The sequence below is a fragment of the Burkholderia sp. Ac-20384 genome, from assembly GCF_017104605.1.
Taxonomy (GTDB): Bacteria; Pseudomonadota; Gammaproteobacteria; order Burkholderiales; family Burkholderiaceae; genus Burkholderia; species Burkholderia lata.
Genome location: NZ_JAAGPE010000235.1, coordinates 1 through 14,902, shown reverse-complemented (window position 1 = coordinate 14,902; position 14,902 = coordinate 1). Strand labels below are relative to the sequence as shown.

Annotated in this window: 13 protein-coding genes, 1 tRNA gene and 1 pseudogene; 2 read left to right on the top strand and 13 right to left on the bottom strand. The window is 66.3% G+C overall.

Translation table 11 applies throughout. The features are described 5' to 3' along the window. From G3O00_RS31010 to G3O00_RS30985, 6 genes and pseudogenes are all read right to left on the bottom strand, one after another. Positions 1-126 (bottom strand): annotated as a pseudogene (locus G3O00_RS31010) (LOG family protein); the annotation flags it as partial. Between the two features lie 7 nt (positions 127-133). Next, positions 134-535 carry a YXWGXW repeat-containing protein gene (locus G3O00_RS31005; protein ID WP_011351267.1) on the bottom strand — a complete coding sequence of 134 codons (402 nt, stop codon included), beginning with the start codon at positions 533-535 and terminating at the stop codon, positions 134-136. Between the two features lie 160 nt (positions 536-695). Further along, positions 696-950: a cell division topological specificity factor MinE gene (minE, locus tag G3O00_RS31000; RefSeq protein WP_006486661.1), complete on the bottom strand. Its 255-nt coding sequence runs from the start codon at positions 948-950 to the stop codon at positions 696-698. Positions 951-962: 12 nt separating this feature from the next. Beyond that, on the bottom strand, positions 963-1,778 hold the full coding sequence (minD, locus tag G3O00_RS30995) for a septum site-determining protein MinD (RefSeq protein ID WP_011351266.1): 816 nt from the start codon (positions 1,776-1,778) through the stop codon (positions 963-965). 59 nt (positions 1,779-1,837) lie between these two features. Further along, entirely contained in the window at positions 1,838-2,611 is a 774-nt protein-coding gene (minC, locus tag G3O00_RS30990) for a septum site-determining protein MinC (protein WP_174931159.1), read from the bottom strand. 170 nt (positions 2,612-2,781) lie between these two features. Further along, positions 2,782-3,294, bottom strand: a complete 513-nt coding sequence (locus tag G3O00_RS30985) for a GNAT family N-acetyltransferase (protein WP_174931175.1) — start codon at positions 3,292-3,294, stop codon at positions 2,782-2,784. A 669-nt stretch (positions 3,295-3,963) separates the two neighbouring features. On the opposite strand from G3O00_RS30985, the gene G3O00_RS30980 reads away from it, so the two are divergent. After that, the gene (locus tag G3O00_RS30980; RefSeq protein ID WP_206145286.1) at positions 3,964-5,124 is read left to right on the top strand and encodes an alkane 1-monooxygenase; all 1,161 of its coding nucleotides are present in this window, start codon (positions 3,964-3,966) and stop codon (positions 5,122-5,124) included. An 81-nt stretch (positions 5,125-5,205) separates the two neighbouring features. On the opposite strand, the gene G3O00_RS30975 is transcribed toward G3O00_RS30980, so the two are convergent. The 4 genes from G3O00_RS30975 to serS form a co-directional block, all read right to left on the bottom strand. Beyond that, entirely contained in the window at positions 5,206-6,741 is a 1,536-nt protein-coding gene (locus tag G3O00_RS30975) for a methyl-accepting chemotaxis protein (RefSeq protein ID WP_206145285.1), read from the bottom strand. Positions 6,742-6,884: 143 nt separating this feature from the next. Continuing rightward, complete coding sequence (locus tag G3O00_RS30970; protein ID WP_241025416.1) at positions 6,885-7,838, bottom strand: phosphatase PAP2 family protein; 954 nt, start codon at positions 7,836-7,838, stop codon at positions 6,885-6,887. Positions 7,839-8,039: 201 nt separating this feature from the next. Continuing rightward, a tRNA-Ser gene (locus G3O00_RS30965) sits at positions 8,040-8,130 on the bottom strand. A 136-nt stretch (positions 8,131-8,266) separates the two neighbouring features. Further along, positions 8,267-9,568 carry a serine--tRNA ligase gene (gene serS / locus G3O00_RS30960; protein ID WP_206145283.1) on the bottom strand — a complete coding sequence of 434 codons (1,302 nt, stop codon included), beginning with the start codon at positions 9,566-9,568 and terminating at the stop codon, positions 8,267-8,269. 262 nt (positions 9,569-9,830) lie between these two features. On the opposite strand from serS, the gene G3O00_RS30955 reads away from it, so the two are divergent. Continuing rightward, complete coding sequence (locus G3O00_RS30955) at positions 9,831-10,097, top strand: DUF2164 domain-containing protein (protein WP_206145282.1); 267 nt, start codon at positions 9,831-9,833, stop codon at positions 10,095-10,097. 45 nt (positions 10,098-10,142) lie between these two features. Here the strand turns inward: G3O00_RS30955 and G3O00_RS30950 are convergent, their stop codons facing one another. The 3 genes from G3O00_RS30950 to G3O00_RS30940 form a co-directional block, all read right to left on the bottom strand. After that, positions 10,143-11,453: a replication-associated recombination protein A gene (locus G3O00_RS30950; RefSeq protein ID WP_011351258.1), complete on the bottom strand. Its 1,311-nt coding sequence runs from the start codon at positions 11,451-11,453 to the stop codon at positions 10,143-10,145. A 163-nt stretch (positions 11,454-11,616) separates the two neighbouring features. After that, complete coding sequence (gene lolA, locus G3O00_RS30945) at positions 11,617-12,306, bottom strand: outer membrane lipoprotein chaperone LolA (protein WP_122946617.1); 690 nt, start codon at positions 12,304-12,306, stop codon at positions 11,617-11,619. A 46-nt stretch (positions 12,307-12,352) separates the two neighbouring features. Then, a complete protein-coding gene (locus G3O00_RS30940) occupies positions 12,353-14,662 on the bottom strand; it encodes a DNA translocase FtsK (RefSeq protein WP_174931154.1) in 2,310 nt (769 codons plus the stop codon). Between the last annotated feature and the right edge of the window lie 240 nt (positions 14,663-14,902).

Below are 14,902 nucleotides of genomic sequence, written 5' to 3'. Positions count from 1 at the left end.
CATTTTCTTGCGGTGGTGCATGTCGGGCACGACGTGCAGTTCCGACAGCCCCGTATGGCCGACTTCCTTGTCGACGAGCAGTTCGGGGATCACGCCGACCGCACGGCCGCCGGCCGCCATTACTTCGCCTCCATCACGCCCAGTGGCCACGGGTCCAGAACCAGTTCGGACCGCGCTGGTCCCAATGGCCCGGCACCCATTGCATGCCGACGCGCTCGGCTTCCCAGTGGCCGCCGATCCACACGTAGCGGCCATGCTCCCAGTGCCAGTGCCCGCGATCCCACACGTAGCCCACGCGCGAAGCCGGCACGACCTCGTAGCGCACCGGCGGCGGCGCATTCGGCGCGACGACGACGATTTCCTCGGTGCGCACGGCGACCGGCTCGGCAACGACCACGCGGCCCTGCGGCACGATCACGGGGGTGCCGACGAGAATCTCGTCCGCATGCGCGGCAAGCGGCGCGACGACGGCTGACAGGCTCGCGGCAAGCAGTGCGAGCGAAACGATACGACGTTGAACAGTAGAGACAGCCATCACAACCTCCTGGTTGAACAAGTTACGCGAGCGTATTCGTTCAATGCGGGAGGCGCGGTAACGGCCGACAGACGCCGTGTTACGGCATGCCCGAAAGTGCAACAGGGCGTAAGACGCGCACGGCGGCGAATGCCGCCGTGCGGAGGGAGACCTGCAACGGTCAGGCTTGCGGGATCTCGATCTTCACTTCGAGGACTTCGAGATCGTCCTGGCGCTCGAGGCTCACGCGGATGTCATCGTTCGAAATATGGACGTACTTCGAAATGACCGCGACCAGCTCCTTCTGCAGCGCCGGCAGGTAATCGGCCGGCGGCCGGCCGCCGACGCGCTCGTGCGCGATGATGAGCTGCAGGCGCTCCTTCGCGACCGATGCGGACTTCTTCTTCTCGCCGAGGAGAAACGAAAGGATGGACATGGACGGCCTCCGTTACTTGCTGCCGAAGAGGCGCTGCAGCAGGCCCGGCTTCTGGTAATCGGTGAAGCGCAGCGGCTTGTCGTCGCCGAGGAAACGCGCGACGACGTCCTTGTACGCTTCCGCAACGTCGGTGCCGTCGATATGCACGGCCGGCAGCCCCTGGTTCGACGCATGCAGCACGGCTTCCGACTCGGGCACCACGCCGATCAGCTTGATGCGCAGGATCTCGCTGATGTCCTCGAGCGACAGCATCTCGCCTTCGCTGACGCGCTTCGGGCTGTAGCGGGTGATCAGCAGGTGTTCCTTGATCGGATCCTTGCCTTCGGTCGCGCGCTTGGTCTTCGACGACAGGATGCCGAGAATGCGGTCCGAGTCGCGCACCGACGACACTTCCGGGTTCGTGACGATCAGCGCTTCATCCGCGAAGTACATCGCGTGCAGCGCGCCCGCCTCGATACCGGCCGGCGAATCGCAGACGATGAATTCGAAGTCCATCGCGGCGAGGTCGTTCAGCACCTTCTCGACGCCGTCACGCGTGAGCGCATCCTTGTCGCGCGTCTGCGACGCCGGCAGGATGAACAGGTTCTCGCACTTCTTGTCCTTGATCAGCGCCTGGTTCAGGTTCGCTTCGCCCTGGATCACGTTCACGAGGTCGTACACCACGCGGCGCTCGCAGCCCATGATCAGATCGAGGTTGCGCAGGCCGACGTCGAAGTCGATGACGGCCGTCTTGTGGCCGCGCAGCGCGAGACCGGACGCAAAGCTCGCGCTCGTCGTCGTCTTGCCCACGCCGCCCTTGCCCGAGGTCACCACGATGATTTTTGCCATTTACCCAATACCCTGTGTTCGTCAATGAGAGCCGATCGCTCCGGAGCGCACTGCGTGGATTACGTCAGGCGCAGCGGTTCGATCATCAGTTTTTCCTCTTCGAGCCGGATCTGCACCGATTTGCCCAGTACTTCGGCGGGCAACGGGTTCTCGGTTGTTCGATAGATACCCGCGATCGAAATCAGTTCCGGCTCGAGACACGTGCAGAAAATGCGCGCGTCGTGATTGCCGTGCACGCCCGCGAGTGCGCGGCCGCGCAACGGCGCGTAGATGTGGATATTGCCTTCCGCGATGATCTCCGCGCCGTGACTGACCGGCGCGAGCACCACGAGGTCTCCTTTCGCGTAAATCTGCTGCCCCGAACGCAACGGCCGGTCGATCACGAGCGTCTGGCCGCCCGCGTGCAACAGCGTCGGTGCGGGCTCCTGCGCCGGTTCCGCTGCCGGAGCGGCGGCAGCTTCGACGACGGGCGCCGGCGCCGGTTCCGCTTCGTCGGCGTGCTTCGCGGCCGGCGTGCGGCGATCGCGCGCCTCGAGCAACGGCAGGCCGGCTTCCCCCGCCCAGCCCTGCGTTGCCAGCGCGACGACGCCCACCGGGCGCATCCGCACGTCGTTCAGCATCTGGCGGATGTCCGCCAGCGCGACGCGCTCGCCGTCAGCCAGGCGGCGGACGTCGATCGCGACGACATCGTCGGCGAAAAACTCGGGAGTCGCTTCGAAGCGCTTGACCAGTTCGGTACGCAACGCATCGAGATCGGTCGTCTTCACGGTGAACAGCAACGTATCGACCGATCCGCTGCGCAGCTCGAAGAATGGCGATTTTTTAAGCGACATGGACACTCTGCAAAAATTTTTTGCGTATTTTACAGGCGTCCACGCGCGCGGCCATTATTTTTGGGGAACCGGGGGGGCGGCGGCCCGGGCGGGTGCGCAACCGGCAGGCGGGCAGGCAAGCGGGCGACCGGATCTTCATCGCGCCGCGCGGCCCGCGTTCTGACGTCACGTCAGTGCTTCGTCTGCGACACGAACAGCGATTTCATCGCGCCGGGCATCCGCGCGATCGGCGCGTGTTCGCCGGTGTTGCCGAAACCCGCCCGCTCGTAGAAGCGGATCGCGTTGCGGTTCGCATCGGCAATCCAGGCGTAGACGTCCTGGGCGCCACGCTCGGCGAGCCATGCGGTGGCCGTCTCCAGCAGCAGCACGCCGCCGCGCAGATGACGCACCGCGTGCGCCACCCACAGCTCGCTGACGAACGCGCGCCGATCGGGCGTATTGTCGAAATACGCGCCGATCATGCCGGCCGGATGGCCTTCGGTATACAGCAGGAAAGTCGTCGACTCGTCGGACACGGCGCGCTGCGCGGCAATCGCCGACGCTGCGTCCGTTTCGACGTTCAGCAATTCGGCCTCCGGCGCTTCGCCGGGCGCGTAGGGCTCGCGCAGCGATGCGGCGCGGAGTTCGCGATACACGCTGCCCTGATCGGCAACGATACGACGAACGGTCAAGGTCGAACTCATGCAGGCACAGCCCCCTTCGGACAGCAAGCTATTAGCTTCAACCGAAAGCGGGGCATGAGTCAAATCGTTATTTTCAAATGACAGCGCGAATCGAAAGGCAGCATGCACCGCCGGCAGCCGTACGGCCAGTTGGTGTGCAGGTGCAGCATTGCCATGTCGATGCGTGCCGCCGAAAGACGGTTGCGGCGGCTTCGTTCGACGCATGGTGCCAGCCGCCTTGCGACATGCGGCAGTTGCCCGTCGGAGCCGGTGAATTTCAGCGTGGAAGTCGTAATGATCCGTAAGATTGGTAACCCCGAAAGCATGTATCTCGGGTACCGGCCGCCCTCCTCATATTGCATTGCAACATTTGTTGCGGACCGACGGTACCGACACCCGTACGTGTCACGGCGTGCCTTCCGTCTGACAAACCGGGCGCCCGAGCGGAACGATCCGGCGATCCCGGCATGTTTCAATCAGCTTGCGCGGGCCCTTCCCTGCCTGCGCCGCACGCGCCCCTCCGTTTGGAGCCGCGCGCCTAGTGCCGGAGTTTGGCAAGCGTGCGCGCGGGTCGTATAACAGGCAGAACCGGATGACGATCCGGCACAACCGCGCGTGCATCGCGGACCAACGAGAATTCGAACAACCGTACAGGCGGCCGCCTTCGGGCCGGCCGGCAGGAGGGAGACAATGGCAATGACCCACGGATCGGCTCCGAGCTGGTCGGATGGCAAGCGTTACCTGTGGTTGCTCGGCGCGCTGACGATCACGCTGCCGATCCTCGCCGCCCAGCTCGCGCTGTCGACGGGCCTGCATGTGTTCTGGTGGTTCGGCCCGCTGTTCGCGTTCGGCGTGATCCCGATCCTCGACACGCTGATCGGCGACGATCGCGACAACCCGCCCGAGGACGTCGTGCCGCACCTCGAACGGGAGCGCTACTACCGGCTGATCGTCTATCTCGCGACCCTCGTCGAATACGTCGCGTTCTTCGCGTGCGTATGGATCGTCGGCACGCATGCGCTTGCCTGGTACGACTACGTCGGCTTCGCGCTGTCGCTCGGCGCCGCGACGGGCATCTCGATCAATACCGCGCACGAACTCGGGCACAAGACCAACCGCTTCGAGCGCTGGCTCGCGAAGATCACGCTCGCGCCGGTCGCATACGGCCACTTCTACGTCGAGCACAACCGCGGGCACCACGTACGCGTCGCGACGGCCGACGATCCGGCGAGCGCGCGCTACGGCGAATCGTTCTGGGCATTCCTGCCGCGCACCGTGACCGGCAGCATCCGCTCGGCGTGGCGGCTGGAGAAGGCCCGCCTCGAACGGCTCGGGCATTCGCCATGGACCTGGCGCAACGAGGTGCTGCACGCGTGGGCGATGACCGTCGTCGTGTGGGGCATCGCGATCGCGATGGCCGGCAAGGTCGTGATCCCGTTCCTCGTGATCCAGGCCATCTACGGCGCGTCGCTGCTCGAAGTCGTGAACTACGTCGAGCATTACGGGCTCGGACGCCGCAAGCTGCCGAACGGCCGCTACGAACGCTGCACGCCGCAGCACTCGTGGAACAGCAATCACGTCGTCACCAACCTGTTCCTGTACCAGTTGCAGCGCCACGCCGACCATCACGCGAATCCGACCCGCTCGTACCAGGCGCTGCGCCATTTCGACGATGCGCCGCAACTGCCGGCCGGCTACGCGACGATGATCCTGTTCGCGTACGTGCCGCCGCTCTGGTATCGCGTGATGAATCCGCGCGTCGTCGCGCACTACGGCGGCAACATGGCGCAATCGAACATCAAGCCGTCGATCCGCGCCCGGGTGCTCGCGCAATATCCGGCCGCGGCGTGATCGCGGGGGACGGGCCGGGGGAAGCCGGCGCCGACGCACCGGCCCCCGGTTCCGTCGAAGTCCGGCGCGACGGCTCAGCCGTCACGCCATTTCCGGCAGCCTGAACACGGCCACCGCGTGTCGCAGCGCGCTCGCCTGCTCGGCCAGCGCCTGCGTCGCGGCCGAGGCCTGCTCGACGAGCGCGGCGTTGCGCTGCGTCGCTTCGTCCATCTGCGTCACCGCGATGTTCACCTGCTGGATGCCGCCGCTCTGCTCCTGCGACGCGGACGAGATCTCACCGACGATCGTCGTGACGCGCTGCACCGCGCCGACGATCTCGTGAATCGATTCGCCCGCTCGGCCGATCAGCACGGCCCCCTCGTCGACCCGCTTCGTCGACTGCTCGATGAGTCCCTTGATCTCCTTCGCGGCGGCAGCGCTGCGTTGCGCGAGCGTACGCACTTCCGCCGCGACGACGGCGAAGCCGCGCCCCTGTTCGCCCGCGCGGGCCGCCTCGACCGCCGCGTTCAGCGCGAGGATGTTGGTCTGGAACGCGATGCCGTCGATCACCGCGATGATCTCGCCGACCTTTGCGGAGCTGTCGGCGATGCCGTTCATCGTGCCGACGGCATCCGTCATCACGCCGCCGCCCGCCGCCGCGATGTTCGACGCGTCGTGCGCCAATTGCGCCGCGTGCTGCGCGTGCTCGGCCGACTGGCGGACGATGCCCGTGAGTTCGGTCATGCTGGCAGCCGTCTCCTCGAGCGACGCCGCCTGCGCTTCGGTACGCGCCGACAGGTCGTGGTTGCCCGATGCGATCTGTGCGCTCGCCGTCGCGACGGCTTCGGCGTGCGTACGCACTTCGAGCACGACGCCCGACAGGCTCGCCTGCATCGTCTGCAACGCGCGCAGCAGATCGGCGATCTCGTCGCGGCCGGCCGCGTTGACGTCGCGGGTCAGGTCGCCTTCGGCGACGGCCTGCGCACACGCCACCGCACGGTCGAGCGGACGCAGGATCGCGCGGCTGAACAGGAACGCGCCGACCATCGCGACGCCGAGCACGACCAGCATCAGCACGAGGCTCGCGGTGGTCGCGTGCTGCGCGTCGCGGCTCGCCTGCGCCGACACGGCGGCACTCTCGTCGGCGATCGACTTCGCGGCCCGCTCCAGCAGCGCCGCCGGTTCGCGGTCGACGCCCGCCACCGCCGCATCGCCGGCCGACGGCTCGAAGCCGGCAGCCTTGAATGCGTCGAACCCGCGCCGGTAACCTTCGCCCATCGCCGTGTGCGCGCGCATGAACTGCTCGACGAGCGAGCGGCTCTCGCCGGGCGGCAACTGGTGAACGAGCTGCGCGGCGAGCGTATCGACCGTCCGCTCGCGCGTCTGGAACGCCTGCCAGTACTGGTCGAGCTTGCCGGGCTGCTTGCCGCGCAACAGCGTGTCCTTCCATTCCTGCACTTGCAGCTTGAACTGCACGAGCGTGGCCGACACGAGCCGTTCGTCGCCGACGTTCGTCTGCACGTCTTCGGCGAACGTATCGATCGACCGATTGAGAATATGGATGCCGTACAGCGCGCCACAGAACATCAGCAGCAGCGCGACGGCGAATGCGAGGGGAATCTTGTAGCTCAGCTTCATGGGACCTTGGATCGACGGGGAACGAAGCGGTCCGGCACGGGCACCGGCCGCCGCCCCGTGTTAACGGCGCGGGAAGCGCGGGCTTAAAGCTGAAGAAAGCGGTAAAGGCCGGGGCCGTGCGAAAACGCCGGCCGCCAATCCGGTCAGGTCGGATGCGTCGCGCGCGGCCCGGTGGTCGCGGCGCTGCGCGGGCCCGCCATCCAGCGGCGCACGACAACGATCGACAGCACGCCGAATACGATCCCGGCGATCACGTCGGCCAGGTAGTGGCCGCCCTGTGTCGGCGTCGACACGATCATCGCGACATTCAGCCCGATCGACGCGGGAAACACGTAACGGACGTGTCGGACCGCATACGCGAACAGCAGCGCCAGCATCACGTGAAACGACGGCAACGACACGAGCCCCTGCGATTCGGACAGGCTGAATCGCCGAAGCTGCCCGCTGCGCAGCAGGTCGTAGTGAGACACGGTCGACGCGGTGTTCGCATCGGCGATGCCGAAATGGACGAATGCGCTTTGCGCGGGAAACGGCGTCGAGACGACGACAACGACGAGCAACGCGACTGCGAACATCACCATGAATTCGGCGAGGTCGTCGTGTCGCCGCGCGATCGAGAGAATGAACGGGACGGCGATCATCTGCACGATGCTGCCGTGATACGCGAACGCCAGTACATGCTGCAGCCCAGCATGTGCCCTCACCCAGCGATACAGGTCGGGCCAGTGAAAGCCGAGCAACGCATCGAACCGGACGAGATCGGCTTCGATCGACGGCGGGGCAAGCGCCACGCACAAGTAGTCGAGTACCACGATCGCCTGGCTGAAGGCAGCGATCGTCACGACGCACAGCAACGCGAGCGCCCATTCGCGCCATCGCCAGGCGAGCGAGCGCTCGCGGTAGCGCGGTGTGTGCGACAGCACGATCAATGCCGCCGCCACCGCGATGGCCGCGCATCCTGCCAGCGCCGCGAAATACGCCGCGTGACCGAGCGCCAGCGCCATGCCGTTGCCATGCGCGCCGCGGATGTCCACGACGGCAATGACGGCAGTCAGCAGCGCAATGCTCGTCAGGACTTTCGGCACTCGGTTCGTCATGGGATCGCGGTGTTTGCCATTCAGCACGGCAGCATGGGGACGCGGCACGATCATGCACGCTGTGGGTCGCATCGTATCAGCACGATCCGATGCGTCGATGGTCGAGCGGTTGCCACGACAACGGCTTGCGACACGACACACATTCCGCGAACCCAAAACGAAAAACCCCGTGATCCTTCCGGATCACGGGGCTTCGTATTTTGGCGGAGAGGGTGGGATTCGAACCCACGGTACGGGGAAACCGTACGCCTGATTTCGAGTCAGGTACATTCGACCACTCTGCCACCTCTCCTTCCTTGCTGCTTTACTGCATTTCGCGGTTGGTCGTTTCCGCGAAAGAAAAGATTATAGAACGATCTCTTCGCCTCTCACAAGCCCTTTTTGCAAATTTTTTTGCGAGGCCTTCGAGAGTGTGCCGGAACGCGCGCTTACGACGCCTGTGCCGGCGCGTCGATGCGCTCGATGCCGCCCATGTACGGACGCAGCGCTTCCGGCACCGTGACCGAACCGTCCGCGTTCTGGTAGTTCTCCAGAACCGCGACGAGCGTGCGGCCGACCGCGAGACCCGAACCGTTCAGCGTATGCACGAGCTCGGGCTTGCCCTGCGCGTTGCGGAAACGCGCCTGCATCCGGCGCGCCTGGAACGCTTCGGTGTTCGAGCAGCTCGAGATCTCGCGATAGGTGTTCTGCGCAGGCAGCCACACTTCGAGGTCGAACGTCTTCGCCGCCGAGAAGCCCATGTCGCCCGTGCACAGCGTGATCACGCGGTACGGCAGGCCGAGCTTCTGCAGGATCGCTTCCGCATGGCCGACCATCTCGTCGAGCGCCGCGTACGACGCTTCCGGCGCGACGACCTGCACCATCTCGACCTTGTCGAACTGGTGCTGGCGGATCATGCCGCGCGTATCGCGGCCGTACGAACCGGCTTCCGAGCGAAAGCACGGGGAATGCGCGGTCAGCTTGATCGGCAGCGCGGACGCGTCGACGATCGACTCGCGCACAGTGTTCGTCAGCGAGATTTCCGACGTGGAGATCAGGTATTGCGTGACCTTGTTCTCCTCGCCGCCCTTCTCGACGCGGAACATGTCGTCCGCGAACTTCGGCAGCTGGCCCGTGCCGTACAGGATCTCGGGGTTCACGATGTACGGCGTATACGTCTCGGTATAGCCGTGCTGCAGCGTGTGCGTGTCGATCATGAACTGCGCGAGCGCGCGGTGCAGGCGTGCGATCGAGCCGCGCAGCATCGTGAAGCGTGCGCCGGCGAGCTTCGCGCCGGTCTCGAAATCGAGACCGAGCGGCGTGCCGACGTCGACGTGATCCTTCACCTCGAAATCGAACTGGCGCGGCGTGCCCCAGCGGCGCACTTCGACGTTGTCGGCTTCGTCCTTGCCGACCGGCACGCTTTCGTGCGCGACGTTCGGCATGCCCAGCATCAGGTCGGACAGGCGCGCCTGGATCTCGCCGAGCTTGGCTTCTCCCGCCTTCATTTCGTCGCCGATCCCGCCGACCTCGGCCATCACGGCCGACGTGTCCTCGCCCTTCCCCTTCATCGCGCCGATCTGCTTCGACAGGCTGTTGCGGCGCGCCTGGAGCTCTTCGGTGCGGGTCTGGATCGCGCGGCGTTCCGCTTCGAGGGCGGAGAACGCGGCGATGTCGAGGGTGTAGCCGCGATCGGCGAGGCGCTGGGCGACGCCGTCGAGGTCTTTGCGCAGCAACTGTATGTCGAGCATGGGAGGACTTGGAGAATCGTTGTGTAAGACGGGAATTCTAACGCACCGCGGGGCCGCCACGGCATGGCCGGACGGACAATGCTGCAAACGGGCGATGACCGCGGTGCGACGGCCATGGCAGTATCGCATTGCCGGTCCGCCCGCCCGCACCCGCGAAATCGCGCGGCATCGCAGCGCCGCGGATCGCGAAACGCCCGTGCGCACCTGTAACGGCGCATCGAACGAGGCACCCGCCACACGTCACTGCTACCCAAGGAACCCGATGGCCATCGAACTGGACAAAGAAGTACGCGACCGCGCGATCGCGTCGCTGCAACGCTATTTCACAGAGAACATGGACGAGCCGATCGGCAATATCCAGGCCGGTGCGCTGCTGCACTTCTTCGTCGAGGAGATTGCGCCCGCGATCTACAACCTCGCGATCGCCGATGCGCAGCAGAGCCTGCACGCACGCGTCACCGAACTCGACATCGAGTGCCATCAGGAGCCGTTCGGCTACTGGAAGAAACAGCCGGCCCGCAAGCGCTGACGCGTTCGCGACGGCGCCGGCCGGGCTGCACCGCGCGCCGCCCCGTCAGTCCTTCTTGCCGGCCTCGCGGTCGAGGTCGCGCAGCCACGCGAGCTTGTCGGCGATCTTCGATTCGAGCCCGCGCGGCACCGGCTTGTACCAGCGCGGTTCGCGCATCCCGTCCGGCAGGTACGTCTCGCCGGCCGCATACGCATTCGGCTCGTCGTGCGCGTAACGGTAAGCGTGACCGTAGCCGAGCTCCTTCATCAGCTTGGTCGGCGCGTTGCGCAGATGCACGGGCACCTCGCGCGACTTGTCCTGCTTCACGAACGCCATCGCCTGGTTGAACGCGTTGTAGCCCGCGTTGCTCTTCGCCGCGCATGCGAGATAGATCACCGCTTGCCCGAGCGCGAGCTCGCCTTCCGGCGAGCCGAGCCGCTCGTAGGTTTCGGCCGCGTCGTTCGCCATCTGCAGCGCGCGCGGATCGGCCAGGCCGATGTCTTCCCATGCCATCCGCACGATCCGCCGCGCGAGATACTTCGGATCCGCGCCGCCGTCGATCATCCGGCAGAACCAGTACAGCGCGCCGTCCGGGCTCGACCCGCGCACCGACTTGTGCAGCGCCGAGATCTGGTCGTAGAAGTTGTCGCCGCCCTTGTCGAAGCGCCGGGCGTTCAGCGTCATCGCGCTGCTGACGAATTCGGCGTCGATCGTCGCGGTGCCGGCCGACGTGGCTGCCGTCTGCGCCTGCTCGAGCAGGTTCAGGAAGCGCCGCGCGTCGCCGTCCGCATAGCCGACCAGCGTATCGATCGCCTTTTCGTCGAACGACAGGCCGTCGAGCGCGATTTCCTGTGCGCGCTTCAGCAACTGGCGCATCTCGTCATCGTCCAGCGACTTCAGCACGTACACCTGCGCACGTGACAGCAAGGCCGAGTTGACCTCGAAGCTCGGGTTCTCGGTCGTCGCGCCGATGAAGGTCACGAGCCCCGACTCGACGAACGGCAGCAACGCGTCCTGCTGCCCCTTGTTGAAGCGGTGGATTTCGTCGACGAACAGGATCGTGTGGCGGCCGGTGCGGTTCAGCGTGTCCTTTGCCTGCTCCATCGACTCGCGGATGTCCTTCACGCCGCCGAGCACCGCGGACAGCGCAATGAACTCGCAGTCGAACGCGAGCGCGGTGAGCCGTGCGAGCGTCGTCTTGCCGACGCCGGGCGGCCCCCACAGGATCATCGAATGCGGCTTGCCCGATTCGAACGCGAGCCGCAGCGGCTTGCCTTCGCCCAGCAAATGCGTCTGGCCAATCACCTCGGCGAGCGTCTTCGGCCGCAGCGCCTCGGCGAGCGGGCGGCGCGGCTCGACTTGAAACAGGTCGGACATGAACCCTCGCTCCACATCAAACAATGGCGGCCGAACCGGCCGCCGGACCCGACATTATGACAGCGGCGCGAAAGCACCGCCGTGCCTGGTGCCTGCGCCCAGAAACAACACGGGCCTGCCGTCGCCGGCAGGCCCGTTGCGGAAGAGCAGCGCGCGGCGCCGGTCAGCCGGTAATTACGTCGGCGCCCTTCGGCACGACGAACTTGAACGTATCGCCCTTCAGCGGCGGATTCGTCTGGATGTTCGTAAACGTCAGCAGCGTGACGTTGCCGAACACGTCATGCAGCTCCATCGCGGCGAGCGTGCCGTTCCTGAAGCCGATGCCGATCCGCTGGAACTGCGTGTCCTGCGCCTTCGGCAGCATCTCGAGCCACTCGATGCCGCCCTTCTCGCCGGCATCGCGCAGCGTGTAGTTCTTGTCGAGATCGTTGCTGCCGAACAGGATCGCGGCCGGGCTCGCGCCCAGCGCGCCGTTCAGCTTGCGCTCGGTGACCTGGTTCAGGTCGCGGTCGTATACGTAAAGCTTCTCGCCGTCGGCCTGCAGTACCTGCTGGTAAGGCTTCTGGTACGTCCAGATGAACTTGCCCGGGCGCGCGAACACGAACGTGCCGCTCGAGTTGTCGGTGGGCTTTGGCACGGCCTGCACGGCGCTTGCGCCCTTCGCCGGCGCCTTGACGATCTGCTGCGTGAAGTCGCCCTTCGCCGAACGCACCTGCGACACGAACGCCTTAAGTTGCTCGGTGCCGCCCGCGAACGCGTGCGTCGCCGCGAGCATCAGCGATGCGCCGGCGAGCGCCGCGCCGAGCCAGCGCCGCGTCGAACGAAGGGACATTGCGAACGAATGTTGCTGCATATTGCGGTTTTCTCCCTGGGTGGCCGGCGCTGCGAACGCCGCGGACTCATTCCGCGTCGCGCGCCGGCACAAGAATTTCGCGGTTGCCGCTCGACGACATCGCCGACACGAGCCCCGACTGCTCCATCTGCTCGAGCAGCCGCGCCGCGCGGTTATAGCCGATCCGCAGGTGGCGCTGCACGAGCGAGATCGACGCGCGGCGGTTCTTGATGACGATCTCGACCGCCTGGTCGTACAGCGGATCAGACTCGTCGCCGCCTTCGCCGGTTCCCGCACCGGCCGAGCCCTCGTCGCCGTCGGCGGTGCCGCCTTCGAGCAAGCCCTCGATGTAGTTCGGCTCGCCCTGCTCCTTGAGCTTCTCGACGACGCGGTGCACTTCGTCATCCGCGACGAACGCGCCGTGCACGCGCACCGGCAGCCCGGTGCCCGGCGCCAGATACAGCATGTCGCCCATCCCGAGCAGCGATTCGGCGCCCATCTGGTCGAGAATCGTGCGCGAGTCGATCTTCGACGACACCTGGAACGCGATCCGCGTCGGCACGTTGGCCTTGATGAGGCCGGTGATCACGTCGACCGACGGACGCTGCGTCGCGAGGATCAGGTGGATGCCGGCCGCGCGCGCCTTCTGCGCGATCCGTGCAATCAGTTCCTCGACCTTCTTGCCGACGACCATCATCAGGTCGGCCAGCTCGTCGATCACGACGACGATGTTCGGCAGGCGGCCGAGCGGCTCGGGATCTTCCGGCGTCAGGCTGAACGGATTCGGCAGCTTCTCCTCGCGCTTCGCGGCCTCGTCGATCTTGTTGTTGTAGCCCGCGAGATTGCGCACGCCGAGCTTGCTCATCAGCTTGTAGCGGCGCTCCATCTCCGCGACCGTCCAGTTCAGCGCGTTGCCGGCCTGGCGCATGTCGGTGACGACCGGGCACAGCAGGTGCGGAATGCCTTCGTAGACGCTCATTTCGAGCATCTTCGGATCGATCAGGATCAGGCGCACCTGTTCGGCGGTCGCTTTATACAGCAGCGACAGGATCATCGCGTTGATCCCGACCGACTTGCCCGAACCGGTCGTGCCGGCCACCAGCAGGTGCGGCATCTTCGCGAGATCCGCGCACACCGGCTTGCCGCCGATGTCCTTGCCGAGGCTCAGCGTCAGCGCCGACGAAGCAGCCGCGTACACCTCGGAACCGATGATCTCGGACAGATGGACCGTCTGGCGGCGCTGGTTCGGCAGCTCGAGCGCCATGTAGTTCTTGCCGGGAATCGTCTCGACGACGCGGATCGACACGAGCGACAGCGAGCGCGCGAGATCCTTCGCGAGGTTGACGATCTGGCTGCCCTTCACGCCGGTGGCCGGCTCGATCTCGTAGCGCGTGACGACCGGGCCCGGATACGCGGCGACGACACTCGCCTCGACGCCGAAGTCCTTCAGCTTCTTCTCGATCAGGCGCGACGTGAATTCGAGCGTGTCGGCGGAAATCGCCTCCTGCGCCTTCGGCGCAGGATCGAGCAGCGACACCGCCGGCAGCGTCGAATCGCCCGGCAGGTCGGTGAAGAGCGGCACCTGGCGCTCGCGCTCGACGCGCTCGGACTTCGCCGGCGTGACGACCGGCGGCACGATCGTCACGGGCTCGTGATCCTCGATGCGCACGCGCTCTTCTTCGACCTTGCCTTCGCGGCGCACGGCCGCGGCCTCGCCGAGCTTGCGGTCGCGCTCGGCCTCACGGCGCAGCTTCGCGACGTTGACGGCGGACAGGATCGCGCCGCCGACACGCTCGGCGACCGACAGCCAAGAGAAGCGGAAATACAGCGACAGGCCGATCGCCAGTGCGATCAGCAGCAGCAGCGTGCCGCCCGTGAAACCGAACGCGTGCGACATCGCGCCCGCGACGGCCTCGCCGACGACGCCGCCCGGCGCACGCGGCAACTGCACCTTCAGCGACCACATGCGCAGCGCCTCGATGCCGTCGCATGCCAGCACGACGAGCACGAACGCGAGGATTTCGGTGAGCCAGCCAATCGGCCGCTCGGGTTCGTCCGGGACCGCCTCATGGCGCGTGATGCGGCGATAGTTGACGGCGATGCGCCGCGCGAGCGGCACGATCAACCAGTAGGCCGACAGGCCGAACAGCAGCAGGATGATGTCGGCCGTCCAGGCGCCGACGCGGCCGGCCCAGTTCGTGATGTGGTCCACCTGGGCGGCGTGCGTCCAGCTCGGATCGCGCCGGCTGTAGCTCAGCAGGGCCATCACCAGAAATGCGCAGAGCGCGACCTGGAGAATCCAGCGGATCTCCGTGAGGAGCTTCGACATCCGGTGCGGCAACGCCTGTGCCTGGGCGGAATAAGGAGCTTTTGCCATGAATCCGTATAAAGAGGACGGGCCATGCGCCCGCCTGTCGTTCGATCCCGCTTATTGTAAACGCTGCACCGGGCCGCCAAGTGTAAATGACGGTTACATAACAGGGCCGGGGTACGGCCGGCTCGCCGGACGCGCGCCGCAGCAGCCCTTTCGCCCTGGTCCGGCCGGCCCCGTCGGGCACGCCCGCTGCGCCCCCGAGCCGGCGTCTGGCCGCGCCGCGACCGGCAGAGCACCCGTCTC